The 25,381-nt window shown below is 41.8% G+C and carries 27 protein-coding genes and 2 pseudogenes; 6 read left to right on the top strand and 23 right to left on the bottom strand.

The window, feature by feature from the left end; translation table 11 throughout:
- Positions 1-5: 5 nt before the first annotated feature.
- The 3 genes from proC to QLQ22_RS02440 all read right to left on the bottom strand — a co-directional run bounded on the left by proC (position 6) and on the right by QLQ22_RS02440 (position 3,132).
- Entirely contained in the window at positions 6-848 is an 843-nt protein-coding gene (proC, locus tag QLQ22_RS02450) for a pyrroline-5-carboxylate reductase (RefSeq protein ID WP_223439305.1), read from the bottom strand.
- A 387-nt stretch (positions 849-1,235) separates the two neighbouring features.
- Positions 1,236-2,393 (bottom strand): ABC transporter permease, encoded by a 1,158-nt coding sequence (locus QLQ22_RS02445; protein ID WP_223439303.1) that lies wholly within the window; start codon positions 2,391-2,393, stop codon positions 1,236-1,238.
- Entirely contained in the window at positions 2,383-3,132 is a 750-nt protein-coding gene (locus tag QLQ22_RS02440; RefSeq protein ID WP_223439298.1) for an ABC transporter ATP-binding protein, read from the bottom strand. Before QLQ22_RS02440 ends, QLQ22_RS02445 begins: the two co-directional genes overlap by 11 nt.
- Positions 3,133-3,321: 189 nt before the next feature.
- On the opposite strand from QLQ22_RS02440, the gene QLQ22_RS02435 reads away from it, so the two are divergent.
- Together QLQ22_RS02435 and QLQ22_RS02430 are read left to right on the top strand one after the other, a co-directional pair.
- A complete protein-coding gene (locus tag QLQ22_RS02435) occupies positions 3,322-4,020 on the top strand; it encodes a LytR/AlgR family response regulator transcription factor (protein ID WP_223439296.1) in 699 nt (232 codons plus the stop codon).
- A 13-nt stretch (positions 4,021-4,033) separates the two neighbouring features.
- Complete coding sequence (locus QLQ22_RS02430; RefSeq protein ID WP_223439294.1) at positions 4,034-5,014, top strand: sensor histidine kinase; 981 nt, start codon at positions 4,034-4,036, stop codon at positions 5,012-5,014.
- A 95-nt stretch (positions 5,015-5,109) separates the two neighbouring features.
- Here the strand turns inward: QLQ22_RS02430 and QLQ22_RS02425 are convergent, their stop codons facing one another.
- Entirely contained in the window at positions 5,110-5,727 is a 618-nt protein-coding gene (locus tag QLQ22_RS02425; protein ID WP_223439292.1) for a LysE/ArgO family amino acid transporter, read from the bottom strand.
- A 175-nt stretch (positions 5,728-5,902) separates the two neighbouring features.
- Positions 5,903-6,106, bottom strand: a pseudogene (locus QLQ22_RS02420) (PLP-dependent aminotransferase family protein); the annotation flags it as partial.
- 2 nt (positions 6,107-6,108) lie between these two features.
- On the opposite strand from QLQ22_RS02420, the pseudogene QLQ22_RS02415 reads away from it, so the two are divergent.
- Positions 6,109-6,987: pseudogene (locus QLQ22_RS02415) on the top strand (aminotransferase-like domain-containing protein); the annotation flags it as partial.
- A 359-nt stretch (positions 6,988-7,346) separates the two neighbouring features.
- Positions 7,347-8,321: a bile acid:sodium symporter family protein gene (locus QLQ22_RS02410; RefSeq protein WP_284015946.1), complete on the top strand. Its 975-nt coding sequence runs from the start codon at positions 7,347-7,349 to the stop codon at positions 8,319-8,321.
- 240 nt (positions 8,322-8,561) lie between these two features.
- On the opposite strand, the gene QLQ22_RS02405 is transcribed toward QLQ22_RS02410, so the two are convergent.
- The 3 genes from QLQ22_RS02405 to QLQ22_RS02395 all read right to left on the bottom strand — a co-directional run bounded on the left by QLQ22_RS02405 (position 8,562) and on the right by QLQ22_RS02395 (position 10,372).
- Positions 8,562-9,038 carry a DinB family protein gene (locus QLQ22_RS02405; protein WP_423246223.1) on the bottom strand — a complete coding sequence of 159 codons (477 nt, stop codon included), beginning with the start codon at positions 9,036-9,038 and terminating at the stop codon, positions 8,562-8,564.
- A gap of 285 nt (positions 9,039-9,323) precedes the next feature.
- Entirely contained in the window at positions 9,324-9,695 is a 372-nt protein-coding gene (locus tag QLQ22_RS02400; RefSeq protein WP_284015944.1) for an iron chaperone, read from the bottom strand.
- 122 nt (positions 9,696-9,817) lie between these two features.
- Positions 9,818-10,372: a cysteine hydrolase family protein gene (locus QLQ22_RS02395; RefSeq protein ID WP_223439282.1), complete on the bottom strand. Its 555-nt coding sequence runs from the start codon at positions 10,370-10,372 to the stop codon at positions 9,818-9,820.
- Positions 10,373-11,519: 1,147 nt separating this feature from the next.
- Here QLQ22_RS02395 and QLQ22_RS02390 point away from each other — a divergent pair.
- A complete protein-coding gene (locus QLQ22_RS02390; protein ID WP_284015943.1) occupies positions 11,520-12,074 on the top strand; it encodes a DUF3231 family protein in 555 nt (184 codons plus the stop codon).
- Positions 12,075-12,289: 215 nt separating this feature from the next.
- Here QLQ22_RS02390 and QLQ22_RS02385 read toward each other — a convergent pair whose 3' ends face one another.
- From QLQ22_RS02385 to QLQ22_RS02375, 3 genes are read right to left on the bottom strand one after another with little or no spacing between them, the layout of a single operon-like run.
- A complete protein-coding gene (locus QLQ22_RS02385; protein ID WP_284015942.1) occupies positions 12,290-13,126 on the bottom strand; it encodes an NAD(P)H-hydrate dehydratase in 837 nt (278 codons plus the stop codon).
- Between the two features lie 16 nt (positions 13,127-13,142).
- Positions 13,143-13,931, bottom strand: coding sequence for a cytochrome c oxidase assembly protein (locus tag QLQ22_RS02380; protein WP_423246251.1), 789 nt, complete (start codon positions 13,929-13,931; stop codon positions 13,143-13,145).
- A complete protein-coding gene (locus QLQ22_RS02375; RefSeq protein WP_284015940.1) occupies positions 13,927-14,394 on the bottom strand; it encodes a DUF2243 domain-containing protein in 468 nt (155 codons plus the stop codon). Before QLQ22_RS02375 ends, QLQ22_RS02380 begins: the two co-directional genes overlap by 5 nt.
- Before the next feature lie 240 nt (positions 14,395-14,634).
- Here QLQ22_RS02375 and QLQ22_RS02370 point away from each other — a divergent pair, with 240 nt between their 5' ends.
- Positions 14,635-15,156, top strand: coding sequence for a DUF2269 domain-containing protein (locus QLQ22_RS02370; RefSeq protein WP_223439271.1), 522 nt, complete (start codon positions 14,635-14,637; stop codon positions 15,154-15,156).
- Between the two features lie 75 nt (positions 15,157-15,231).
- Here the strand turns inward: QLQ22_RS02370 and lepB are convergent, their stop codons facing one another.
- The 12 genes from lepB to QLQ22_RS02310 all read right to left on the bottom strand — a co-directional run bounded on the left by lepB (position 15,232) and on the right by QLQ22_RS02310 (position 25,287).
- Positions 15,232-15,759 (bottom strand): signal peptidase I, encoded by a 528-nt coding sequence (gene lepB, locus QLQ22_RS02365; RefSeq protein ID WP_223439269.1) that lies wholly within the window; start codon positions 15,757-15,759, stop codon positions 15,232-15,234.
- The gene (locus QLQ22_RS02360; protein WP_284015939.1) at positions 15,756-15,938 is read right to left on the bottom strand and encodes a hypothetical protein; all 183 of its coding nucleotides are present in this window, start codon (positions 15,936-15,938) and stop codon (positions 15,756-15,758) included. Before QLQ22_RS02360 ends, lepB begins: the two co-directional genes overlap by 4 nt.
- An 814-nt stretch (positions 15,939-16,752) precedes the next feature.
- Positions 16,753-17,958 (bottom strand): GntT/GntP/DsdX family permease, encoded by a 1,206-nt coding sequence (locus QLQ22_RS02355; protein ID WP_284015938.1) that lies wholly within the window; start codon positions 17,956-17,958, stop codon positions 16,753-16,755.
- A gap of 203 nt (positions 17,959-18,161) precedes the next feature.
- A complete protein-coding gene (locus QLQ22_RS02350) occupies positions 18,162-18,878 on the bottom strand; it encodes a GntR family transcriptional regulator (RefSeq protein WP_284015937.1) in 717 nt (238 codons plus the stop codon).
- An 11-nt stretch (positions 18,879-18,889) separates the two neighbouring features.
- Entirely contained in the window at positions 18,890-19,906 is a 1,017-nt protein-coding gene (locus QLQ22_RS02345) for a sugar kinase (protein WP_284015936.1), read from the bottom strand.
- Positions 19,899-20,654 (bottom strand): 2-dehydro-3-deoxy-phosphogluconate aldolase, encoded by a 756-nt coding sequence (dagF, locus tag QLQ22_RS02340; RefSeq protein WP_223439251.1) that lies wholly within the window; start codon positions 20,652-20,654, stop codon positions 19,899-19,901. The genes QLQ22_RS02345 and dagF overlap by 8 nt, the downstream gene beginning before the upstream one ends.
- A gap of 1 nt (position 20,655) precedes the next feature.
- Complete coding sequence (locus QLQ22_RS02335) at positions 20,656-21,762, bottom strand: DgaE family pyridoxal phosphate-dependent ammonia lyase (RefSeq protein WP_284015935.1); 1,107 nt, start codon at positions 21,760-21,762, stop codon at positions 20,656-20,658.
- Complete coding sequence (locus tag QLQ22_RS02330; RefSeq protein WP_284015934.1) at positions 21,740-22,840, bottom strand: amidohydrolase/deacetylase family metallohydrolase; 1,101 nt, start codon at positions 22,838-22,840, stop codon at positions 21,740-21,742. Before QLQ22_RS02330 ends, QLQ22_RS02335 begins: the two co-directional genes overlap by 23 nt.
- 293 nt (positions 22,841-23,133) lie before the next feature.
- A complete protein-coding gene (locus QLQ22_RS02325) occupies positions 23,134-23,568 on the bottom strand; it encodes an SRPBCC domain-containing protein (protein WP_252207960.1) in 435 nt (144 codons plus the stop codon).
- Positions 23,569-23,579: 11 nt separating this feature from the next.
- Positions 23,580-24,005, bottom strand: a complete 426-nt coding sequence (locus QLQ22_RS02320) for a DUF1801 domain-containing protein (RefSeq protein ID WP_284015933.1) — start codon at positions 24,003-24,005, stop codon at positions 23,580-23,582.
- A 13-nt stretch (positions 24,006-24,018) separates the two neighbouring features.
- The gene (locus QLQ22_RS02315) at positions 24,019-24,441 is read right to left on the bottom strand and encodes a GNAT family N-acetyltransferase (protein WP_223439241.1); all 423 of its coding nucleotides are present in this window, start codon (positions 24,439-24,441) and stop codon (positions 24,019-24,021) included.
- A 183-nt stretch (positions 24,442-24,624) separates the two neighbouring features.
- Entirely contained in the window at positions 24,625-25,287 is a 663-nt protein-coding gene (locus QLQ22_RS02310) for an O-methyltransferase (RefSeq protein WP_284015932.1), read from the bottom strand.
- Positions 25,288-25,381 lie beyond the last annotated feature (94 nt).

Raw genomic sequence — 25,381 nt, 5'->3', positions numbered from 1 at the left:
TCGGGTTAAGACGTCACTAATGCCCCTGCCATCTCTTCATTCAGCTCTTTTGAACGTTTCGCCGCATGATGAACCGCCTGTGAAATGGCTTTTCCGCCATTATTTTTCCGCAATGCTTCAAGTCCTGATGCCGTCGTTCCATTTGGTGAAGTGACTTTTTTTCGTAAACTCGCCGGTGCTTCGTCATTTGCCATAATCATTTTCGCTGCGCCAAGGATGGTTTGAGCAACAATCTCGCGGACCATCTCTTCGTCCATTCCTTTTTCAACGCCAGCCTGCTCCATATGCTCCATTAAATAATAAAAGTAAGCCGGGCCGCTTCCTGCAATCCCTGTAAAAATATCCATCTGCTCTTCTTCAATTAAAAAGACTTTTCCCATACAGCTGAGCAGCTCTTTCACAGCAAGCACGTTGTCCACCGCCGTATGTCTGCCAGGGCTTAGGGCTGTAGCCGATTCTTGAATCATGCTCGATGTATTCGGCATCACGCGCACAACCTGCTGATTCATTCTTAAATGATCTTCCATAAACGTTGTCGAAATCCCCGCTAAAACAGAAATCACTACCTGATCCGCTCTAACTTTATCCTTTAGTGCTCGGAGTGAATCCGCTGCGCCCTGAGGTTTCATGGCTAAAATAAACAAATCAATTTCTTCGTAAGGCAAGTCATTCTGATGGACCGCATTTACTCCGTACACATGATTCAATTCTTCAAGCCGCAATTGATTGCTTCTATTTGTGACATAAATATTTTCTGCCGGAATGATGCCGACCTGTACAATCCCTGAAATCATTGACTCTGCCATCGAACCTGCCCCTAAAAATGCAACTGTTTTTTCTCTTAACATAATGAGCCCCCTCAAAAACTCTGTTCGTGTCCGTTCGTATTTTTTCAACGTTTATTATCGTAACATGCTGAGAGATAGATTCAAGGGAATACAGGACAATTATAAGGAATAGACCGAGATAGTGAAGGGAAGCGTTATCATTGAGGGGTTACCTATGAGTGAATTCGTTTAAACAGGAATAATCGGCTGTAATCGGGTTATTTGCTGATATTTGGAGAATGGTCTGGGAGACATTTGGAAAAAAGAAAGTATTTGAGCTGCTCCGGCAAGTAAAATTCCGATTATAGAAAGTAAATCTAGTAAAAAAGAAAGTATTTTGTTGAAAATGGAAAGTATTCATTGAAAAAAGTGCCCCATTCTAATAACGGGACACTTTCTGACAGATTTCTAATTTATAACCCATTTATCCTTCATAAACAGCGCTCTTCCGATTACAAAAGCGAGTGCCATAAACAATACATTGCTGCCAATCACGATTAGGATGTGATCATACTGAATGACGCCAAACAGCAATTCTTTCAGAAGACTGAAGAGGTTCAATATTGGAATCGCAAAGTGATGAAACGCAAGTTCATTGATGCTGAGGTTTGCTGTTGTAAGGGCAGGGATCGTGACAAGCATCATGATTGGTGTGCTGTAGCTTTGCGATTCTTTTACCGTTTTGCCGATAATGCTCGTCACCATTAGCACTGATGCAATAAACATGGCATAGATGACAGAAATAAGAATAGCAATGCCGATAATAAGCGGAGCATCGTCACCGAATGAAACAGCTTTTCTGAGGTTTTCTGTTAAAAAGGCTATCTCAAGTGCTACTACAGCCAGTGTGATCATACCTGTAATGGTCCCTATAGAAGAAATGGTCAGCCATTTTGAGAATAGCAGCGTTGACCTGCTCACTGGAGTCATTAAGAGCGCCTCCATTGTTTTCTTCTCTTTTTCTCCAGCAAAAAGATCGGATGCAGCAGGACCAGCCCCGATGCCGACTGCTAATGCAAGAATCATCGGAACCAGAAGCGCAAGTAAGTTAATCGTCGGGTCTTCTTCCGATACTTCTTTTTGTTCAATAGAAAGCGGCTGAATAAGGGATGGATCTGTTCCCTCTTGAGCAAGCCTTTCGGAAACAATTGTTTTTTCATATGCCGTCAAGGCACCTGATACGAGTGTCATAAGAGCAGATGAATTTTGACTGAAAGAATCCCCAATGATTGTGATGGATGCTGCTTGACCGTCCTCAATCTTAGCAGTGAAATCAGAGTCAAGAAGAACGGCTGCCTGCGCATCACCTTCTTTAATGACTTCTTCAGGATTTTCCGTTTTGATAATCTTCACATTTTCAAGAACACTAAAAATGTCGGCTTCCGCTCCGCTTATGTTTTCATCAAGAGCCAGCGTGTACGTATTGTCTTCTCCGTCTGATACTAAACTCTCATAAAAAAGCGTCAATCCAGTCATCATCACAATCGGAAGCAATACAGTTAAAAATAGCGTTCTCCGGTCACGGAAACAGTCCTTCATTTCTTTTAGATAGATTTCAAGAAGCATAATCATCTCTCCTAACTAGCTTGCTCATGAAAATATAATTCAAATCACGGCTGCCTTCTGCTTGATAAAGACTCTCCAGGTTTCCCTGATAGACTAGCTCTCCCTTGTGCATCATCGCAACAGAGTCGCAGAGCATAGTGACTTCTTCCATGATGTGGCTTGAAAATACAATCGTTTTTCCTTCTCTTTTCAGCTGATGAACAAGCTGGCGGAAGACATTAGATGAAGTAATATCCAGACCCGTTGTCGGTTCATCAAAAAGAATGATGTCGGGATTATGGATAATCGCTCTGGCTATTGCGACTTTTTGACGCATTCCCTTTGAAAAGCCGCCAACTTTCCGGTTTAAATAATCCCTCATTCCGAACATTTTTGCTAAGTCATCTATTCGCACCTTTGTTTCATGCTTGCTGAGTCCATACAATCGGGCAAAGTATTCCAAGTTCTCCCGAGCGGTGAGGCGATCATACAAGCCGGTTTCCCCTCCGAACAGCACGCCAATTCGTTTCTTGATTTCATCCGGTTCTTTTATCGTGTCGTACCCTGCCACACTGACCTGACCTTCAGTTGGAGATAGCAGAGTCGCGATCATCCGCAGCAGCGTTGTTTTTCCCGCTCCGTTTTCTCCAAGCAAGCCGACCACTTCTCCTTTTTTCATGGAAAATGATACATGCTTAAGCGCTGTGACAAATATTTTTTTATCCTGAAACGTTTTCGTAACCTCATGAATCTCAATCATCATTATTCCACCTCTTTGTGTGTCTTCTTGTCATTAATATACAAACAAACCGCAGAGGAATCTGCACTTATGTCGTGAATCGTCCGTTTGGTGTCGTGAATATGCCAAATAACATCATATAAATGGTAAAATAAAGAGAATCTTACAAATTAAGAAGTTCAGCAATACGACGGCAGGTGAGACATATCAATGAAAGTTGGACTAGTAGACGACCGGTTTATTGACCTTGATAAATTAAATGGAATAATCGCAGGCATACCAGAACTCGAAATTGTGTTCTCCACTCAATCGGCTGAGGAGGCATACGAGCATATAAAGAAAGAGGCAGTTGATGTACTGATTGCGGACATTGAAATGCCGAATCTGTCGGGCTATGAACTAGCCGATGTGATTCATTCGCATGCACTGAATATTTCAGTTATCTTTGTGACCGGAAGCAGCGGCTATGCCGTTCACGCATTTGAACTGAATGTTCATGACTACATTATGAAGCCTTATTCGAAAGAACGGCTGATCAAATCAATTGAACGATTGAAAGAAAAATCAAAATCAGCGGAAATCGCCGGAAGACTGTATTTAAAACAAAAAAATGACATTCATATCCTTCAGAAGAAAGACATCATTTTCATTGAACGATCAGGCAGATCAACGACCATTTATACCAAATCTGGTTCTATCAAGACGTACCTGACGCTGAATGAACTTGAAGGAGAACTGAGAGAACGGGATTTCATCCGGTCCCACCGGTCTTTTATCATCAATATCCATTACGTAAAAAACTTTTCGCTGTATGCCAAAAATTCCTACATCGTGACATTTGAAGGCTTGGATGCACAAGCCATGATTACGAAGGAAAAAGTGGATTTCTTGCAGCAGCATTACTTTTAAAGGCGGGAAAATGGTGAAAACACATAAATTATACTGGGCACTGACTGCTATCCTTGGAACGGTTCATCTTCAGGCTTTGGTCATGAACCTTCCTTGGAAAACGCCCATTTATTATACTAGTTTACTGGCCTTAGGAATCGCTTATTTTATTTATAGAAAATCCGCTTTAAACCTTAGTGCACTGGAAGTAAAATGGCATATTTATTTATTCTTAATGCAGATGATACTCATTACCTTTTATATAGCGGATCTGCCTTTTTTAATAGAGCTCGTCCCTTTTCTGATTTTTATCGGTCTAGAAGCGGTCCGGCAAGCCGGTTCAAAGAAACTGCACACTTTATCTCACGAGCTTCAGCAGTTTGAAGAACAGCGGAATCACATGAATGAAACGTTCAGAATTGTCCGAAGCGAACGGCATGATTTTCTGAAACATGTTTCTGCTGTTCATTTCCTGCTTGAAAACGGCAAAAACAAGGAAGCGAAAGACTATTTGGATGAATTAGTTGGCGGATATGAAGAAACGAACCTCTCGATTAAAGGAGAACGGGGAATTGTCGCGGGAGCCCTGCACCAGATGTATAAAACTGCTCATGCGGCCGGCATTTCCATTGTCTATGATCTCGACCTCCCTTTATCTTCCCTGCCGTTTTCAGACCATAACATCGTGGCTTTGATTGGCAATCTTCTATCCAATAGCATTGATGCAAGCAAAGAATGGCAGGAAGCACATAAAGAACAGGCACAGATCTCCCTGCAATTTTACAAAAAAAGCGGTCTTTACATACTCATATGCAAGAATACTGCCATGCCAATTCCAAACGATATTCTAGATCAATTGTATGAAATATACGGGATCACGACAAAATCAGACGGACATGCTGGTCTCGGCACGAAAATCATTCATGATATCGTGAACGAGCATCAGGGATATTTAGATTTTGTTTATAAAAAAGAGGAATTTACGGTGAAGATCAAGATTCCTGCAATCAGATGAAAAACCCAGCTCAGTAAATAGGAACGGGGCTTATCCAAAAGAAAGCCCCCGAGTGTTGCAGCCGATTTAAGTCCTTACAACTTTATTTACTTAGCTTAATGATTAATTAAAGATAGTCCAAGATAAACGGCTGCCCCCCACATTACTAAGGCAGATATTTTATTCAATACAAACATAAAGTTTCCTGATTTATCGAGTTTTCCACTCATTCGCCCAATTAGCGCAAGTCCTAAAAACCAACTCCACGAAACCACCATGCATGAAAAAACAAATATAACTTTTTCTTCCCCCTCGTATCTTAACGAACCTGGTCCGATCACACCCATCGTGTCCATTATTGCATGAGGGTTAAGTAAGGAAACAGATGCCGCAAACAAGACTTGTTTCTTCAAAGAAAATTTCTTTGCAATTTCTGCTCTTTCATTGCTCGGTTTACTATTCCATGTGGTCCATCCCATATAAATTAAAAAGATAAAACCTCCCCCAACAAGGATTGTTTTGATCCAAAATGAACCTAGAATCAGTAAGGAAACCCCTAAGACAGACACTAAAATCAAAAGCGTATCACACAAAGAGGCAGTAATCACAACAGGTAATGCTTTAATAAATCGCGGCTGCAGCGCCCCTTGATTAAAAACAAAAATATTTTGGACGCCAAGAGGCAGAATCAATCCCAGTGCAAGAATAAATCCATGAATAAATGGTTCTAACATCCAATGTTCTCCCTTTCTTCCATTTTATTAAATTAGTCATAGTTTAGTTGAAGATATGGACCATGTCTCCGACCAATTGGATGGAATTCAAACCAACCAAATAATATAATAAATAATAAAAAGGAGAACCATTGGATGTTTTCAATCGATTGGAAGCCAAATAAGTCTTCACCTGTATGTCAGGAATAAATTCAGCTTGATTTATTTCTTGAATCGTTGGCAAGTTGGGTTTGTGAATGCCAGAATTTACGTAGGAACTCCAATCCGGGGGAGGGGCAGTTGTTAAAAGGTTCCATGTATTATTAACCACTCTTGTTCCACTGCCGGTTTTTCCTTCAATAAGTCCTTCCGCTGTTAATTCATCATATGCAGTTACAACCTGCTTTACAAGCCCTGCAGCTTATTAGTGTTGGTTTATTACATAAAGGTTCTACCGTATTAACAGAAAAGCCATCGTATCTCAATTCAGTGCATGTCTTCCAATCAGCAGGTATGCAATTAGTCGGCATCCCGTTAGATAAAGAAGGAATTGAAGCAGAACATATCCCACAATATAAAAAACAACATAAAGCTGCATTACTTTATACAATTCCTTCTTTTCACAACCCTACTGGAACTTTAATGACTGTTGAAAGACGAGATCAATTGTTAAACATCTGTCAACAAGAACAATTGCCAATAATCGAGGATGATGTATATAGAGAGTTATGGTTAGAGGAAAAACCGCCAAAACCCCTTAAGGCTTTTGACAAAAATGGCCTTGATTTATATTTGGGAAGTTTATCTAAATCATTAAGTCCAGGTCTTCGAATTGGTTGGGTAGTTGGTCCAGAACCAGTTATTGAGCACTTAGCAGATATTAAAATGCAAACCGACTATGGTTCCAGTTCTTTATCACAGTGGGCCGCAGCAGAATGGTTTTCCAGCGGACTTTATGATCAGCATCTTAAGGAAATAAGAAAACAGCTTAAAATACGAAGAGATTTTACATTAAATACTTTAAACCAGTATTTTTCCAGTATTGCAACATGGGAAAAGCCAAGTGGAGGATTTTATGTTTGGGTACGTTTATTGCCGTCAATCTCTATAAGAAAACTATTTGAACATGCACTTGCAGAAGGCATATTACTAAACCCCGGAAACGTCTATGATAATCAGGCTGGCCAATATCTGCGCATTTCCTATTCCTTTGCATCTCTTCCAAGTTTAGAAGACGGTCTGCGCCGTTTATCAATGATAATAAGCAGACTTGCCGAATAGGGGAACAATCAATTTCCCAAATTAAAAGCCCAGTTTCTCAGCATCATAAATGTGAAATTTGGGTTTATTTTTCTTCATAATTGCCCCCGATTGTTGAATAGAACCAATTTTCCATCTTTAAAACGATAAATAATCCTGCCTGTTAGTATCCAAAAGCCTCTTAATAATACCGCACAGCTTATGAGGATTCAGCTAATGAAGTTTGGCAGATATAAAAATCGAAGTTTATTGGTGAACCTGTCAAATAGCAAAATCCGCTAAAAATTTTCGGATTCTGGGGTTTTTGTGTTTTTTTATCGAAAAATATGATATATTATCTGAATATTATAAAAAATATTCTAAAAAAGGTGGCTTATAGAATGAATTTGCTAGCAAGAATAAGTACAGCAGCAGGTAACACTTTTATCTACTGGGTCTTACTATTCACGGCTTTGGCCTTGTTGTTTCCAGGAGGTTTTACCTGGATAGCACCTTTTATCCCGCTCCTTCTTGGAATTATCATGTTCGGAATGGGATTGACGCTGTCTTTTAAAGATTTCAAGGCTGTATTCAAACAGCCCCTGGCCGTGTTCGTAGGGGTTGCTGCTCAATACATCATTATGCCTGGTGCCGCTTATCTTCTGGCCGTAGGGTTGAATCTTCCTCCTGAAGTGGCTGTTGGCGTGATATTGGTCGGCTGCTGCCCTGGGGGAACTGCATCGAATGTAATGGCGTACCTGGCAAGAGCAAATGTCGCCCTGTCAGTTGCGGTTTCATCGGTAGCGACTTTGGTATCACCTATCCTGACTCCGGCGCTTATTTACTTATTAGCGAGCCAGTGGCTTCCTGTATCAGGAAAAGATATGCTTCTCTCGACGGTTCAAATCGTTCTTATTCCTATTATTCTCGGTATCGTCTTCAAATGGATATTGAAGGACAAAGCAGAAGAAGGGGCGAAAATCCTGCCGCTTGTCTCAGTAATTGGGATCGTCGGCGTCATCTCAGCAGTGGTAGCCGGGAATAAAGATAATATCCTTGAATCCGGTTTGGCGATCCTCGGTGTAGTCGTTCTGCATAATTTTGTTGGATTGCTATTAGGCTTCTTTATTTCAAAATGGTGTAAATTCCCTTATGCCGATCAAAAGGCAATCTCGATTGAGGTCGGGATGCAGAACTCAGGACTTGCTGCAGCATTAGCAACCGCCCATTTCTCACCGCTTACTGCTGTTCCGAGTGCGATTTTCTCAGTGTGGCACAATATTTCTGGACCTTTGATTGCCACGTACTGGGCGAAAAAATCCGCAAAAAAAGAGCAAGAAATGAAATTAGTTAAAAACCCAAAGCAAGTTTCCTAATAAAATTGACGCAGAAAATCCTAAAAGGTATTTTCAGGATAAAAAAGTCAACCTATTGCAACAGGCAAGTTTGAAATGACATCGTAAAGCATGAAGGAATATTCAAGTGAAAGAGGTGTCCTTAATGGACACCTCTTTCACTTGAATTATTTTAAAAAGACAGCTACGCTGCCTTTAGAGACTATTTATAATCTGGTTAGATATATAATAATTTATTTCACCCAGTATTTCTTCGTTCGGTCAACGATGGGATGGCCAGGACCCCTGCATTTTTCTGATCTGAATAATTTGACCCGTATGGTAAGCGTCGTGAAGAAATATATCCAGCAGTTTCCCTTCAAGGGAATTTTGGTCAAGCTCTTCAACAGAAGTTCCACTCAGTATCTGCCTTAAACTGCGATGAACGTTTTCAGCACGTTCAATGACTTTCTTCCATTCCTTATCTTCATTTGATTGTTCGGTGAGATAGAAGTTTTCGTCACCGCTTAGATGATGTGTCCATTCACGGCCTTCCATGTCTGCTACAAGTCTCTCTTTGTAATAAATGAGATGATTAACATTCTCCCAGATTGTTTTGGCTGCCTCTCCAGCTGGTCTCCAACTGGCTTGTTCTGCCGTGACTCCTTCAATTGCATGTTTAAGCGGAGCATACCAACTCTCCTTATCAAACGTCGAATCTAGCACGTTTATAAGGAATTCAATACGATTCAAAGTCATCTCCTCCTTGAACAGTTTTCCTTTAAAAATAATGATTTCGTCAGTAATTGTTAAAAATCCTGCCCTTTACTTCAATAAAAAAGAGCATTTCTCCTTTTGGAAGAAATGATCAAAATGTTTTGTCTCTATATATGAAAAAACGTTAGAATCCTCTTCATACTCGCTAACATCTAATAACCGGTGCTGGGGAAGTATTTTAACGGGCGTTCGCATACGGCTACTACCTGAGCTGCAAAAAAGCATGACATTTTTTGTGTCATGCTTTTTTAGATACGGCGTAATGGATTATTCCCGCCAAAAATTCGTATATTCTGTTTTATCCTGTATATTAAATTCAATCATTTTCTCAAGCAATTCGTAATTTACCGGCTCAGCCCACCGAATTCGAAACAAGCCTTTGGTAGCGCTGTAGCCAGCTTGTGCAATGTCATCGGCAAAGTGGGTAATGCCTGCTTCTTCGGGTGCAACGCTCAAATGATGCTTCGCTGTGGAAAAGCCGATGATAAATGTGCCGTGATCGGAAAACATTGGCGTATTCCACTTGATGTGCGGTTCCAAATTCAGGAATTTATCAGCAACCCACGTCAAAATTTCCTCTGTTCGATCGCGGTGGTCGGGGTTATCAATACCTGCTAAATATTTTGCGAAAACTTCCATGTCTTCCTCCTTCGATATTATGCTATTGCCGCCAAAAATTCGAATTCTAAAGCCTTATCCTTGATATTAAATTCAATTATCTGCTCTAGCAATTCGTAATTAACTGGTTCAGTCCATTGAATTCACAAAATAGATTTAATAAATTGCTCGGTGTTTAACACGGTGGCAAATTCATTGTGAACAGTCGCAAGAGAAAGATTATGAATCGTTTCTGCATCTATATATTCACCGTTATGATCCTTCATTCCAAAAGCTGCTGTTGCATCTGAAAGCAGATAAGTATCATAACCCAAATTCCCGCTCATTCTTGTAGTGGTTGAAACGCAATGCGGGGTAGTTAAGCCAGTAACTACTACTTTGTCCGTATTAATACTTTTTAAATATTCGTTAAGATTAGTTCCAATAAAAGCACTATTAACCGTTTTGGTTATTACTTTTTCATGATTGAGAGGAGCAACGATGTCTTTTATAGAAAAACCGTCCTCTTTATAATAAAAAACTGAACCTGGTTTTTCAGATAAGTGTTGAACATGGACTACCTCCCATCCTTTATCACGCCATATATCCAGCACTTTCTTAATGTTTTCTTCGGCATGAAAATTATTTCGTTCTCCCCATTTTTTGTGGTTAAAAGCTTTTTGAACATCTATAATTACTAAAACTTTGGTACTTTCCATACCTTTCACTCCATCTCTGAACAAACTCAGCAATTGCATTTTCCCTTTAAAGCGCCAATTAGTTTGTTTTAAGATAAATTATACTAGCTCATCCGGGATTATCAATTAAACCGTACTTCTGAAATCGTTCGTAATGTCATGACAAATCATTTCCTTATTTTATTTTTGCTGAAACAAATGTCCTGATCGCTAACAGAAATTACATCCTCTAAGTATCTTCGATTTATTATGAAAATCCCTTCCCTTAAAGAGGTTGTTTGGTTCCCCAAAACCTGCATAATCAGGATTTTGGATACTCATAGAGGGCATTTGATTCCCCAAAACCCGCATAATCAGGATTTTGGATACTCATAGCGAGCGTTTGATTCCCCAAAACCCGCATAATCAGGATTTTGGATACTCATAGCGAGCGTTTGATTACCCAACACCTGCATAATCAGGATTTTGGATACTTAAAGAGGTTATTTGATTCCCCAAAACCCGTATAATCAGGATTTTGGATACTCATAGAGGGCATTTGATTACCCAACACCCGCATAATCAGGATTTTGGATACTCAAAGAGGTTCTTTGATTCCCCAAAACCCGTATAATCAGGATTTTGGATACTCATAGCGAGCGTTTGATTACCCAACACCCGCATAATCAGGATTTCGGATACTCAAAGAGGGCGTTTGATTACCCATAACCCGCATAATCAAGATTTTGGATACTCATAGAGGGCATTTGATTCCCCAAAACCCGCATAATCAGGATTTTGGAAACTCAAAGAGATTGTTTGATTCCCCAAAACCCGCATAATCAGGATTTCGGATACTCAAAGAGGTTATTTGATTCCCCAAAACCCGCATAATCAGGATTTCGGATACTCATAGAGGGCATTTGATTCCCCAAAACCCGCATAATCAGGATTTTGGAAACTCAAAAAGATTGTTTGATTACCCAAAACCCTCACAATCAGGATTTTGGATACTGGCCCGTTTCATAAAGAAAGACGCCGTTCCAATTAAAGAAAAGCGCCCCGATTACAAAATAAAAATAATATATTTTTTCCCTAATCCCTAATCTCTCATTATCAACTATTGAATAAAAAATCTTATGGGACAAACAATATAAATAATTAAGCGACAAAAGCAGGAGGGAATCACATGGTAAATGTATGGGAAACAGTTTTGGATGCAATGAAATCAATGACAGTTCAAGATAAAGATCAACCTCTTCATGTCGGAGAAGTGATGGCATGCTGGATTTACTTGGCAGGTCTTGAATTAGCCAAAGTATCCGTTCAAGCAGGTTTAAATACGACGGAGGATGATGAATTAAAAGCAATTCTTGAAGAAGATATGAAACTCGGAAACAGTCAAAGGAAACAACTCCATGATTTCATGATTAAGGAAGGCATTACACTGCCTCCTGCCCCTGAAGATATGCCAATATCAGATTCTAACAGTATTCCTCTTGGTGTTAAATTAACGGATGATGTGATTGCAAACGAATTATCTTTAAAAATCATTAGTTTGATTATGAAAGCAGCTGGTGCCGCTACTGAGTCAATTCGTACAGATGTTGGTTTATTGTTTGTTCAGTTTCAAGCAGAAAAATTGGCTTACGCGACTAGATTAAAACATTTAATGCGTAAACGCGGATGGATTAAAGTACCGCCGTTTTACGTCCCAGCTGGTTCTCAACAACCATTGAGTTAAAACTTTTATAGTGCTGCCCCTTATAAGGGATTTTTATAAAAAAAGGAACAAGGCATTTTTTCTAAGAAATCTTACTCAGCATCCAGCCATTATATGACCTAAAGGGGACGATTGCTTTATGCTGCAATTGCCCCCTTTAATTAGGATATACTTGGTCAGTTAGTTCGCTTGTTAATCTAGTATTGAACTCTTAAACCTGCTGTTCCGGCCTTAACCTATTCAAACCCCTTCCAGACCACAGGAAGCAGCTCCGTTAATTCATGGGCGAGCATCGTATGGGCTGACCTTTGCTCGGACCATTTATCGGCACATACTCCGTGAAGATAGACCGCGTTTAAGACCGCATGTCTCCATTCCTTATGGCAGCACAGCATGCCAAGCATCATACCAGTTAGTGTGTCGCCGGTGCCTCCCTTTGCAAGCGCGCTGTTCCCTGTCGGATTTGTCCAGGCTTCACCATCAGGGAAAGCGATGATTGTCTCGTTTCCTTTAAGAACAATGGTTACACCAAGCTTCTCAGACCAAATGGATGCATGATGCGAGCGATTTTGCTGAAGCTCTTTTAGGTCAACTCCCGTTATTTTCGAAAATTCACCAGGGTGGGGAGTGAGAATCACAGGTTCCTGTCTTTCATCATACATCCGCTCAGTTAAAGCCCCCGCATCCAATATGAGGGGAGATTCCGATTTCATCAGCTGATGAGTGGCCTTCTCCGTTTCTTCATTTGGTTCTATACCAGGACCTGCAGCAACAGCCTTATATTTTGCCAGGTCAACGGAACTTTCCGCCGTTTTCTGCAATCCATTTCTCAAATAGGTCACCTCAGGCAAAACAGGGACAATATACGGGATCACTTCTTCATCAGTCCCGATTTCCAGTTTGCCAATCCCGCTGCGCATCGCTCCAAGTCCTGAAAGCAGCGCTGCTCCTGGCATATCTCTGCTTCCCGCTAAAAGGAGACCAGTTCCGTAGGTTCCTTTGTGACCTGAAGCCTCTCTTTTCGGAAGGGTTGTTCTTACGTTTTCCTCTGTCCAAAATGGATGAGCTGTCATTTAGGTTACCTCCTTTCTAATTTACGGATAGCTCCCCGACACGCGGACGTGCATCACGGTACCATTGCAGGCAGAGAATAAAAATAATCACAATATCTATTACGTCTCCGCCGTAGTACATTAGCATTCCCGAAGCCTCGGCCTGCTCCAGAGACACTCCATTTGGCGGATGAGCATAAATGAACTTAGACAAAATTCCGTGGCCGGAGAACGCCAGCACCAGCACAATCACACGATAAGCAAAGCTCGTCCTATGCGGTGCCGGATCAATATAAATCATAGACACGGTGAACAAATACCCCGCTAAGAAAACATGAAAATGGATAACGATATGGAGAATGGAATTCTGATGCATGGCTGGGTATAAATCCGTCGTATAAAGGAGCCAAAGTCCTCCCACATTCAGCAAGGAAGCAGTGAGAGGATCACTTAAAATCCGTATTGGCAAGCTTTTCAGAACATGAGTGAGCCTTCTTGCCTGATTCACCTTTAAGGATCGCATGAGGAGAGTCATTGGTGCAGCAAGCACCATGAGAAGCGGCGCCAGCATGCCGAGGAGCAAATGTCCGAGCATGTGCGCGGTAAAATCCATGTGGGCACGGTTGGCTAAAGGACCGCTCACTGCAGAAACAGCGCAAAAAATCCCAATAAACCAAAAAACAGACCGGTAAACAGGCCATTTTCTTCGGCTGCGATTAGAGATCGATACAGCAATACCATACAAAACCAAAGCAGCGATAAATGGCAGGGCCAACAGTAACTGAGGCCCGATTCCGATAACATGATGTGAATGATGCATACTAATCAGCTTTCCGCTTTCTTGTCCGGGCGATGAGAATGATCCCGGCAATCAGGATCAACGCTGCGATGATATTCCAGATCCAATCATATATGTACACATGATCCACGTACCGAATCTGATGAAGCCCCATCAGCTTATGCTGAACTGTGCCGTCATACAATTGAAAAGCCCCGGCCCCACACAAGACACCGCCCCACCACCTCTTAATCCACAAGGCATTCCGGCGTCTTAGATCCGCAAACAAAAATAAACTTCCTATTGTTGCAAGCCAGCTGAACGCATGAAACAGACCATCCGAGACTAATCCGATATCCGTTGTGGATTTATCATAAAAATGATGCCAGTGCAGCAGCTGATGAAATATAGTTTCATCAATAAATGCCACAAGACCCAGGCCAAACAAAATGCCTGACAGCAGATTACGGGAAGAATATGCCTCCCTTTGAGCCGATTGTGCAGGATCCATAACGAGGTGCCTCCATTCCGAATGTTTATTACTAAAATTCCCCATTAAATAACGGACATAAACATCTATATTGAAATGGGCTCAGATATCATATATCGGCAATCCTCTCTGATGAACATGTATCCATTTTTAAAATCAGCCTCCCGCCCTATCTGCAAATGCATCTGCGGACCATCCCTGCCTTTCTTTTCGATTGATAGACTGAATAGGCTTCATGAAAATAGTGAAAGGAGGAACTTCATGAAAAAAGCTGGACCCGCCGGATTGAAATGGCTCAAAATTGCTCACATTCTGCTCATTTCCCTATTCTTTGGCGGAATCATGAGCTCATTAGCGCTGAATTATGGCTTGTCACTGGCCGTTTATACAGATACGCTTTCAACGTACAAACACCTTGTTGAAATAAGCGATTTGATTGTTCGGACCGGTGCCATTGGAACTTTGCTTCTTGCATTTATTTATGGATTTTTTACGAATTGGGGATTTTTCAGGCACCGCTGGCTTGCAGTGAAATGGATTCTTTTCATCCTGCAGACTCTCAATGGAATTTTTATCGTCGACAAACTGATGATGGCAAACATGGCTCTTCTTGAGGCTGAAGGCAGCGCAGCTTTAAGCAATGCCGTATTCATTCAGAATCATTCCATCAGACAGTACGCCGTCATTATTCAGATTGCCATTACTATTTTCATCATCATCATTTCAGTCTGGAAGCCGTGGAAAAAGAAAAAGCTCCATAAAAAAGGTGCTGTCATCAATTGAAGACAGCACCTTCATCATTCTGTTTACCTCGCCTGCCTGCTCCTGCAGACAAGTTAATAGAGAGTGCAAGTTCACTTATTCAGGAAAACCTGCAACATTTAACGGAAAAAACCGCAGCTTTACTTCACCAATCATTTCCTTCGCAGAAACCTCGCCTATCTCACGGCTGTCCCTGCTTTGTCTCCGGTTATCTCCCATAACAAAGTAGGCGTCTTCAGGTACGGTTGCCTGAAAGTCTTCAGTCAGCAGTTCCCCCTCAGGGAGGTTCTGCTTAGATTCAGCCAGATAAGGCTCATCGTATTTCTTTCCGTTAATGTATAAAGTATCCTGTTTCATTTCAACCGTATCACCTGGAAGCCCGATGACACGCTTGATGTAATCTTTTCCTGGCTCAGGCGAGTGAAAGACCACCTTGTCAAAACGCTGGATTTCGCTCGTTTTGGAGATAATCAGCCGGTTTTGATCTTCAAATGTCGGCTGCATGGACTTTCCTTCCACCAAGACCGGCGCGAAAAGGAATTCCCTGCAAATAAAAGCAAGAGCGACGGCAAGCAGGAGCGATTTCGTCCAGCTCCAAATTTCCTTTTTCATGTTTTCCTTCATTGCTTCCCCTCCATTTCAGCTTCCATTTTTCTGCCCTGAAAAAAGCCAGCCGTCAGCAAACAGAAAATCCCTAGCCCCGAACCTGCAAGCATGGCGTAATCAATAATAGAATTCAGCGCCATACCTCCTGCAATAGAGGCAGAAAAGAGACAAAGAAATACAACCGTCCAATTTTTCATGCGATCCCGCCTTACGATTTATTTTTTTAACTGAATGCTATTCCAAAAACAATCCCGATTGTAATTCCCATAGCAAGCAAGATTATCAAGTGCAATGCCAATTCCCGCTCCCAGTGAATCCCAATAGCCAAACCTGTTCGGTTCTTATTTTCAGCACTTATTTTCAACCGTTCCTTTATATCACTATTTACGAAAGAACACATCGGAAAGTTTCAAAATACAGGGAAGCTATTTTTATCATGCCATAAATAAGGAGCGATGTCCCTTATAAAACATGCTGCGAGGTGATGAATGAAAGAAGGCAGCACCTTTTTTATAAGGGCCGCCTCTCCATTTTTCTAATCATTTATTTATATGAGTCTGAAAGAGCCTTAACTTCAGTGTTCGTAAGTGATCTTTTCCATATTTTAAGATCATCGATCGTTGTAACGGCTGGTCCAATTTATGTGTGTTTAATAATATTTTAAGATTGCTATATTAATTCATTAACCAATTTTCATTAATTTTATGTAAAAAAATCCTAACAGGATCAGCAAGCAAAGATTATAATCCTTTCAACTGAATGCGTATTTTTTGATTCTATTACCTTCACTATCAGTCAAATTGCTATTTTGCTGGATGCGTATAAATCACAGAATTAGAAGAACCTCTCTAATGAGAAGAGATAACCAACAACAAAAAGAGCACGATCATGATCATGCTCACTTCTTCAGGGAATGATTGTTCTTTTTACTTTTACTCCCATACCTTTCTATCAAAAAATATTCCTTATAAATAAAAACCCCCTCTGCTGGCATGCAGAGGGGCATTGATTTTATAAGAACAGATCAAACAGCAAAACAGTTCCAAAAGCGATAAATGACAATAATGTTTCTAATACAGTCCATGTTTTAAAGGTTTCTTTTACAGTTAACCCCAGGTATTCTTTTACCAGCCAGAAACCGGCATCGTTTACATGTGAGAACATGAGTGAACCTGCACCAGTCGCAATAACCAATAATTCCAAGTTCACACCGGACATGTGCTCAATAATTGGTGAAACGATACCGGCAGCGGTTGTTAATGCGACCGTTGCCGAACCTGTCGCAATTCGAATTAAACCTGCTACCATAAATGCTAAAACAATAGGAGATAAGGATGCCTGCTCAGACATTTGAGCAATTGAAGTGCCGACACCGCTATCAATAAGGATTTGCTTAAACCCGCCTCCTGCACCGATGATGAGAATGATTGAACCAACCGGAAGCAGGCATTCGTCCGTTAACTTTTTCAATAAGTTTTTATCGAAACCTTGGCGAAATCCAAGGAAGTAGTAGGCTGCAAAACAAGCAATTAGAAGGGCCATTACTGGACTGCCGATGAACAGGCAGAATTTCACGACGCCATCAGGCAGTGCCATATAAGGCGCAACAACCGACAGAATCATTAAGATAACAGGTAATAAGATAATGACGAATGAAATTCCTGTACCCGGTAATTTTTTTGATGCCGTGTTGATACGGATCAGCTCCGGCTCTCCTTCAGGAATCACGCGTTTATGCACCCACTTCGCAAACAATGGTCCTGCAATGATGGACGCAGGCAGCGCAATAACAAGAGAATAAATCAGGACTTTTCCCATATCGGCATCATAGATGCCGATTGCGGTCATTGCCCCCGGATGCGGCGGAACAAGACCATGTACAATGGATAATCCTGCAATAACAGGCAGTGCGATTAATAAAATGTTCTGTTTTGTAGTTTTATAAATTGATATGACCAGCGGCAATAAGATCACGATTCCCACTTCAAAAAATACCGGGATTCCAATAATAAAACCTGAGAAAAGCATTGCCCACGGCAATCTCTTTACACCAAAGAACCGAATGAAAAAATCTGCTACTTGCATTCCGGCACCTGAATCTGACATCAGCTTTCCTAGAATCGTGCCCAGCGCCAAAATCCCAACCAGGTGACCTAAAACGCTTCCAACTCCAGTTTCATAAGCTCCAATAATTTTATCCATTGATAATCCAGACATGATGGCCTAGAACAAGCTTGCAACCGTTAAACTAATAAACGCATGCCATTTCCACCATGCTACTCCTAAAATAACAATCACAATGGATAAAAAAGTAACCATTAATAGATACATTTCCATACTAAATTCCCCCTCCCCCATACAGAAAACGCTTTCAAAAGCCCGTCAGGAAAAGGTGCTGCATCCCTTTTTTCCCGCGTTTCCTATCTATCAAAATTAACTATATAATGCTGCATGTCCGTGTTATAGTAACCTTCACTGTATTCGATCACATCGCCCGCTTCATCATAGGAATAACGCGACCTCTTTAATAAAGATGTTCTCTCTTTCACACGCAATATTTCCGCCACAGACGAAGGTGCGATGGCAACAGCAAACCCATCCCGAAACTTTTCTAAAGAAATATCTTGTTCTTCAATCAAATCATATAAGGATTGCACACTTAAATCTGATGGGTCCGTCCCTTTTATACACCTTGTATCTAAATAATGCGTGAAATGAATATAGGGAACCCCATCAAGACGATAAAGCCGTTCGATTCGAAAACAATGCTCCCCGAATAATCGATACGGTTCTGAGCCTTCTTGATTGCTTATTATTTCAGCTTTCAGCAATTGTTTTTGAATTTTATGCCCTTCTTCTACTAATACTTCCGTAAAACGTTTCCCTTTGGAAAGCTTTGAGGCAGAAGTATTTCGGATAACCTTCGTGCCTTTGCCGCTCTTCTTTTCAAGGTATCCTTCCAGAACAAGCTCATTTATGGCATTGCGGACAGTAATTTTGCTCACCTCGAATTCATTTTCCAATTGCGGTTCTGAAGGTATATTTGCTTCAAGAGGATACACCCCATGTAAAATCCGGTCTTTTAAGATTTTCTTTATTTGTAAATATAAGGGTCCTTTTTTTCGAGATACGTTCACTGTTACATCCTCTACCTTTCTACATCGCCCACTGATTCCGTCATTGCGCGGAGGATATCATTCTCCGTTGACATTGGGGTATCGCCAGCAATCGTATGCGCAAGCATTGCTGCTGCTGCTGCAAACGCTACCGTTTTTTTCGGTGAAAATCCTTCTGCCTCACCATGTACGATACCGCTAGTATAGGCATCTCCAGCACCTATTCTATCATAGACGGAAAACGTGAGTTCTTTTGAAAAGGTGAATGCTTGATTCTTAAACATAAAGCCCTGCAAGGAATGAGTATTGTCGCCATTGATTGAACGATGAGTGCCCGCTATGACGGAGATATTATACTTTTTTGCAATCGCTGGAATCAGATCCATAAGCTGTTCAGTCCGTTCTTCCTTCTCTGTTTCCATACCAAGAACAAACATCGCATCTTTTTCATTCATCATGACTGTATCTGACAGATGCAGCATTTCTTCATATTCCGGCTTCGCTTTTTCATACCCGTCATTCCCCCAAAGGGACGGGCGGTAGTTGCAATCGAAGACAACTGTGCCGCCATTTTCTTTGACCGCTGCTGCGAACGTTTTCATATGATGGCGGACCGAATCATTCATCGCGAGTGTTATACCGCAAAAATGAACAATATCGATTCTTTTGGCAATCTCTTCAAACTCATACGTTCCTGCAGGGGCTGTATTGAAGCTGCTTTCCTGACGGTTTGAATAGGTTACGCGGCTCGGCCGCGCTCCGAATCCGTTTTCTAAAAAGTACATGCCAACATATTTCCCATCCCGTACAATGAATGATTGAGAAACTCCCAATTTTCGAAGGTGCGAAAGGGCAGCTTCACCGATTGTATTATCCGGCAGTGCGGATACGAGGTACCCGGTATGCCCAAAACGTGCAAGCGCTGATGTGACATTCACGCCCGTCCCTGAGAAGGAATAGTTTAATGTGCCCGCTTGTGACAAGAGTTCATATCCAGGTACTTGCAAGCGCATCATGATCTCACCAAAAGCCGCAATTTTTTTAGCCATTTTGATCAGCCAAGTTCTTCATCGTTTCAAGCAATTCCCGCACATCGCTGACATTTGTTTTTCCGGTTTCTTTATCAATGATCGATGAATACACATGAGGGATAACTTGCGGTACGTTCGCTTCAAGGGCAATGCGCAAGATGGCTTCAAAATTCTCTTTGTCGATTCCGCCAGTCGGCTCAAGCGCAAATCCTTCTTCACCGCATGCCTCTGCAACAGCACGGAACTCGTCTTCACGGCTTAATCCTTGCATTGGGAAGTATTTCAATGCATTGCCTCCCATATCACGCACAAGGGCAATGGCCGTTTTTACCGGTACAATCGCATGCTCGTCCTGTGCAGCGCTAACGGGGCCTGTTGAGATATTCACATATCCCGGGCGTCCTGTCGGAGATACCAGGCTGTTGATCCAGCTGTCTTTTTCCCCAAGGTTGGCACGTGTTGCTCCAACTGCAGGGAAAACTTGATTAATATGACTGCCAGGGTAGTGTTTCGCAATCTCCGCCACTACAGCAGCCTGGCGATTGTCACCTGCACCCAGTCCAATCGATACAGCCTCCTCAATTTCTTTTCCGTATTCTTTCATCGCTGCAACTGCTTCTTCTGCTGTCGGATAATCTTTTGAAAGAACACCGACTAAAACATGCCCTTCTGCCGCTTCAAATACTTCTTTCGCATTTTCTATGCTGCTGGCCAGAACATTTAATGCAACACGATCTTTGTAAAACCGTTTTGTTATAGTTGACATCTTATTTTCCCCCTTCTGCTAATTCGCGGATTTTCGCTTCTATGACATGGATATCATCGCCTTGCAGCGGACGCGGATCGATATCGAAATAGCCTTGTCTCACACCATAATCACGTGTGTAGATGGCAATGTCCCCTTCACGCAGTCCCGCTGCGATATCTTTTGCAGTTGTATTTGCCTGCTCTGGATCTATTTGAATGCGCGCACGGAAAATGGCCCGGCCCGCTTCATCTTGTACAATCGTCACATTGACTCCTTGAATCTCCTTCAGCGGCATCAACACTTGCAAGGCATCTTTTTCTTGTTCGCTTTTATCTTCCTTTACGCCATATTCATCAAGTGCCTGAAGGAGGCCGAACGTCGTTTCTTTGCCGACTTTCATGCTTCTTCCTATACAATGAAGCTGCACTTTCAGCCATTCAATGTAGGTTCTCTTGCCGCCCACGATTCCGGAAGTCGGTCCTTCAATAGCCTTTGAACCGCTGTAAATCGCAAGATCCGAGTATTTCACATATTTCTGAAGATCCTCTTCCGCAGCAGCATCCACAATAAGCGGTACGCCGTTTCGCATGGCAACCTCCCATGCTTCCTCAACGGAAATCATATTTTTTTGAACAGCATGATGCGATTTGACATAAAGAATGGCTGCTGTGTTTTCTGAAATGGCATCTTCAACATGTTCTGCCTTTCCTTCATTGGCATAGCCAACTTCAACGAGCTTTCCGCCGCCCAAATAGATCATCGTCTCAACCGGTGCTCCGTATTGGACATTGTGGCCTTTCAGCATGATGATTTCATTTTGAGGAATGAGTTCTTGATGAAGGCGCTCGCTCTTCCGGCGATTCCCTTTAGTCACCAGCGCCGCAACTGAAAGCGCAATCCCACTCGATGCCGAGTTCACGATAACAGCTGCCTCTGAACCAAGGATATCCGCTGCATAATCGCCGGCTTTATCCACTAAATCTGCGATCTCTGTATACCTTTGACCGCCTTGTTTCATTGCATCCATCACCGTATCCGTCGGAGCTGATACACCAAGGATACTCATTCGTCCGCTTGCATTAATCACTCGTTTCAGTCCATATTTAGCATTTAATGAATTCGCCATTTGCAACCACTCCTTTTGTTTCAATCCTTTTTTCAGCTACCCGTTCATCCCCTTCGGAATCGATGAGAGTAATTGGATCGCTTTGCACGGTAAATAGGGTTAAGTTTGCAGCGTCTCCAACCTCGATTCGTCCCAGTTCCGGTTTTTCAAGCCATCCTGCAGCATTAGTCGTGACAGCTGCGATCACCTCTTTAAGTGAGTATCCTAAATAAAGGAATTTCGTTAAAACGTTTGCCATGCTATAGACGGGACCGTTTTCTCGGTTCCCTCGGTAGATATCCGTGCTGATTGTATTTAAACCTATGAGATTAGCCTTTGCTGCTTCCGCTGCCTTAAATGAAAAACTCGCCGTTCCGTGACCGACATCCAAATGCACACCGCGGTTGATCGCATCTGTAAATACTTGAAGCGGTTTATCTTTATCATCAAAAAGGTTATTTTCTTTTCCGTTGAGATAATGAGTAATCACATCCCTTTTTTCCAAGAGCGGAATGACCTCTTCAATGTTTGGCGGTCCAGAGCCAATGTGCACCATTAAGGGCAGAGATGTTTCCCTTGAAAGGGCCCGGGCAATACGCAAAGGATCAATGCCGCTGTCACGAACTACACTTTTACTAATCCGCGCCTTTAATCCGACAATGAAATCTTTATACTCATGTACCGCCTGTACAGCTTTCTCTGTATCGATCCATTCTAACTTAGATAATTCATCCACTCGTTTTAAGCCAATCCGGGAAATGTTTAAAAAGGCAAACAAATTCGTTTTAGCCCTTTCCCTGCTTGCAGCAAGATCCGCAATCCGGTCCGCCCCGCAGCTTCCCGCATCTATAATGGTAGTAACACCTTGTTTTACTCCTATTTCATCGATTTCATCGCCATACGGATCAAATTCAGGAAAGGCATGGACATGTAAATCAATCCAGCCGCTTGAAACATAAGCACCAGAGTAATCGTATACTTCCTCTCCGCATCCGCTCCCAGCCTTTGTCAGCTCGGCAATTTTACCGTCTTCAACCACAATATCCATTTCCTTTTCATTCACAAGCTTTACATTTCGCAATACAAATCGTTCCTTCATACCTGTCACCCTTTTCCATGATCCTCTCGGAACGCGCTTACATTCACACCTGAAGGATATCATAAAATATTAATAAAGTAAATATAACGTTATAATGTTTAGAATAAAAATATATAACGTTATAATGTTTATTGGTAAATGACTCTCTTAAATTTCATTGTAAACGAAAAAAGGAAAGGGACTATTTGTCCGCTTTCCTCAAATCTCATACTAACTGGAAGAAGTCCTGCTTTTCATTCACACCTTTATTTCTTTTGTTCCTCAGGTTAGAATCTTCTAAAGAACCTCTCCGATTAGGACTCTGCCAATTCCTTAATCACTTTTTTAGAGTTACCTGCAAATTCAACAGAAGCCTCATAATAGTTCCGGCCGTTTTTAATCAAAGAAAAATCACCGATCCTGATTTTTAAAAGTGTGCTCCTGCCGCGCTCCTCAAGCTGATATAGATAAGCTATATCCCCTTCTTTTATCTTTTCTTCCCACTTTGAGACGAAAAGAGAAATCTTTAACTCTTTTTGAGGCTCTGCATTTATGATCGTGGTGATAGATTGTCCCCCGTCAGGAAGCTCCCAAACCACCTTGCTTCCCGTACTCATGGCTCCTTCAGGATAACCCTCAGGCAGTTCATCCCACTGTGCTACATATTTTGATTCTGTCAGCACCCTCCAAATTGTTTCAGGGGGAGCGTCGATAAGGATCTCATCATCTACAAACAGAGAATCTGCCATAATGCCCCCCTTTATTGAGCCGGATACGTTTTCTGCAAAAACGTAATTGACTCCTGTATCAGCTTCTTCAGCACCTCAATATTAATATCAGCTACTTTGTTTATGTAGACGCATGCCTTTCCGTTCGTATGCTTTCCAAACTCTTTTAAAAGCTCTTCCCGCTTCGTTTCACCAGGCGCAAAGTATAAACTGATTTTTGCCTTCCGGGGTGAAAAGCCGACAAGCGGCGCATCCCCTTCATGACCTGACGCATATTTATAATGATAAGAACCGAATCCAATAATGCTTGGCCCCCACATCTTAGCCTCAAAGCCTGCCGTTTCTGTAAAAATATCAAGCAGCTGGTAAGCATCCTCCCGCTTTTTCGGCGAATCTACAGCCTCAATAAATTCAATCACGCTGTTGTCAGTCTGCTTCGTTTTCAATTCGTACGCCATAGATCTGCTCCTTTTACAGGTCTTTTTTCAAGTAGTGATGCTTAAAGTCTCTTCCAACTCCATCAAGAGTGCCATATACCTCGTACCCATGCTTTTTGTAAAAATCAACTGCCTGAAAGCTGAGGGTGTCTACTTTAACAAAGTCGCATTTTTTGAGCGCAGCAAGGTTCTCCGCTTCTGCCAGAAGCTTTGATCCATGCCCTGAATGGCGCAGGTCCTCATCGATCATAAGGGTATGGATCTCAAGCCAGTTCCAGCAGATTTCTCCTAAAATGCCTCCGCGGACCATGCCGTTTTCATCTTTGAGGTACAAATTGATTTCTTCATACCTGCCGTTTAAATCCTCCGGAAAGTGCAAGGAATTGTACTCATAAAGCTTCTGATTGACGATATTTTTGCTGTACGGATTATCTTCTTTAATAATGCAGTATTTCATATGCTGTCTCCCTGTCTAATTAATATGTTACTTAATAATTCTTTTTAATGATGCCAGTTCCTTTTTCTTTTCGCTTTTTTTCAGCGAAAACAATCAAAAAAGCCAATGAAAGTTGCCTCAGCCAATGATTTGCTATTCATTCACAAAAAAGAAGCTGCCATAGTTTTAGCAGCTGCACCCCTTTTATTTTACAATACCGAGAATAAACCCGTCGTATCCTTTGCTGCCAACCGTTTGAATAACCGTTGCCTCAATTCGGGGCTCCTCTGAAAGAAAATCCATAAGGGTGCGGACACCGCTCACATTCTCATCCCCGCTGTTTTCATCTATGACCTTCCCGCCGCGGACAACATTGTCTCCAAAAATAACGGTTCCAGGTTTAGAAAGCTTCACCGCCCATTCGAAATAGCCCGGATAGTTCACTTTATCTGCATCAATAAAAATAAAATCAAACGGTGCCCGATCTTGTAATGTATCCAGCGTATCAAGCGCAGCTCCCACAATAATTTCAATTTTATCATCTAGGCCGGCTTTTTTCATATTTTCCTTTGCGATCCTCGCATGCTTCTCCTCATATTCAAGAGTGACAAGCTTACCGTCTTCAGGCAGTGCCCGCGCCAGCCAAATACTGCTATAGCCGCCGAGCGTCCCTATTTCAAGAATCTTTTTCGCACCCTTCAGCTTCGCAAGCAAGTAAAGCTGTTTGCCTTGATTAGGTGCTACATCAATCTCAGGCAGCCCCGCCTCTTCGTTTGCTTTAAGGATGTAAGACATATCCGGGTCAGCTGAATGAAGTTTAGAAATAAAGTAATCGTCTGCTTTCTTCCAAGTGGCTGGTGTAGTCATTTTAACGGCTCCTTTATCTTTTATTTAAGCAATATCCTTTTCACGTAAATTATACCTTTTTTCTGACTTTAACTGTTACTCGAACATAAAAACT

The organism is Metabacillus hrfriensis, assembly GCF_030127205.1.
In the GTDB taxonomy this organism is placed as follows: domain Bacteria; phylum Bacillota; class Bacilli; order Bacillales; family Bacillaceae; genus Bacillus_P; species Bacillus_P dongyingensis.
This window is presented reverse-complemented; position numbering and strand designations above follow the sequence as displayed.

Bases quoted from the DNA above. Each gene is read 5' to 3' on its own strand.
- QLQ22_RS02370 (WP_223439271.1), top strand. From the start codon at position 14,635: ATGAAAAAAGCTGGACCCGCCGGATTGAAATGGCTCAAAATTGCTCAC.
- QLQ22_RS02330 (WP_284015934.1), bottom strand. From the start codon at position 22,840: ATGAAGGAACGATTTGTATTGCGAAATGTAAAGCTTGTGAATGAAAAG.
- QLQ22_RS02310 (WP_284015932.1), bottom strand. From the start codon at position 25,287: ATGACTACACCAGCCACTTGGAAGAAAGCAGACGATTACTTTATTTCT.
- QLQ22_RS02315 (WP_223439241.1), bottom strand. From the start codon at position 24,441: ATGAAATACTGCATTATTAAAGAAGATAATCCGTACAGCAAAAATATC.
- dagF (WP_223439251.1), bottom strand. From the start codon at position 20,654: ATGTCAACTATAACAAAACGGTTTTACAAAGATCGTGTTGCATTAAAT.
- QLQ22_RS02395 (WP_223439282.1), bottom strand. From the start codon at position 10,372: ATGGAAAGTACCAAAGTTTTAGTAATTATAGATGTTCAAAAAGCTTTT.
- QLQ22_RS02425 (WP_223439292.1), bottom strand. From the start codon at position 5,727: ATGTTAGAACCATTTATTCATGGATTTATTCTTGCACTGGGATTGATT.
- QLQ22_RS02435 (WP_223439296.1), top strand. From the start codon at position 3,322: ATGAAAGTTGGACTAGTAGACGACCGGTTTATTGACCTTGATAAATTA.
- proC (WP_223439305.1), bottom strand. From the start codon at position 848: ATGTTAAGAGAAAAAACAGTTGCATTTTTAGGGGCAGGTTCGATGGCA.
- QLQ22_RS02335 (WP_284015935.1), bottom strand. From the start codon at position 21,762: ATGGCGAATTCATTAAATGCTAAATATGGACTGAAACGAGTGATTAAT.
- lepB (WP_223439269.1), bottom strand. From the start codon at position 15,759: ATGAAGGAAAACATGAAAAAGGAAATTTGGAGCTGGACGAAATCGCTC.
- QLQ22_RS02375 (WP_284015940.1), bottom strand. From the start codon at position 14,394: ATGGATCCTGCACAATCGGCTCAAAGGGAGGCATATTCTTCCCGTAAT.
- QLQ22_RS02390 (WP_284015943.1), top strand. From the start codon at position 11,520: ATGGTAAATGTATGGGAAACAGTTTTGGATGCAATGAAATCAATGACA.
- QLQ22_RS02410 (WP_284015946.1), top strand. From the start codon at position 7,347: ATGAATTTGCTAGCAAGAATAAGTACAGCAGCAGGTAACACTTTTATC.
- QLQ22_RS02440 (WP_223439298.1), bottom strand. From the start codon at position 3,132: ATGATTGAGATTCATGAGGTTACGAAAACGTTTCAGGATAAAAAAATA.
- QLQ22_RS02400 (WP_284015944.1), bottom strand. From the start codon at position 9,695: ATGGAAGTTTTCGCAAAATATTTAGCAGGTATTGATAACCCCGACCAC.
- QLQ22_RS02385 (WP_284015942.1), bottom strand. From the start codon at position 13,126: ATGACAGCTCATCCATTTTGGACAGAGGAAAACGTAAGAACAACCCTT.
- QLQ22_RS02345 (WP_284015936.1), bottom strand. From the start codon at position 19,906: ATGGCTAAAAAAATTGCGGCTTTTGGTGAGATCATGATGCGCTTGCAA.
- QLQ22_RS02445 (WP_223439303.1), bottom strand. From the start codon at position 2,393: ATGCTTCTTGAAATCTATCTAAAAGAAATGAAGGACTGTTTCCGTGAC.
- QLQ22_RS02360 (WP_284015939.1), bottom strand. From the start codon at position 15,938: ATGAAAAATTGGACGGTTGTATTTCTTTGTCTCTTTTCTGCCTCTATT.
- QLQ22_RS02320 (WP_284015933.1), bottom strand. From the start codon at position 24,005: ATGGCGTACGAATTGAAAACGAAGCAGACTGACAACAGCGTGATTGAA.
- QLQ22_RS02325 (WP_252207960.1), bottom strand. From the start codon at position 23,568: ATGGCAGATTCTCTGTTTGTAGATGATGAGATCCTTATCGACGCTCCC.
- QLQ22_RS02355 (WP_284015938.1), bottom strand. From the start codon at position 17,958: ATGTCTGGATTATCAATGGATAAAATTATTGGAGCTTATGAAACTGGA.
- QLQ22_RS02405 (WP_423246223.1), bottom strand. From the start codon at position 9,038: ATGACTTTGAATCGTATTGAATTCCTTATAAACGTGCTAGATTCGACG.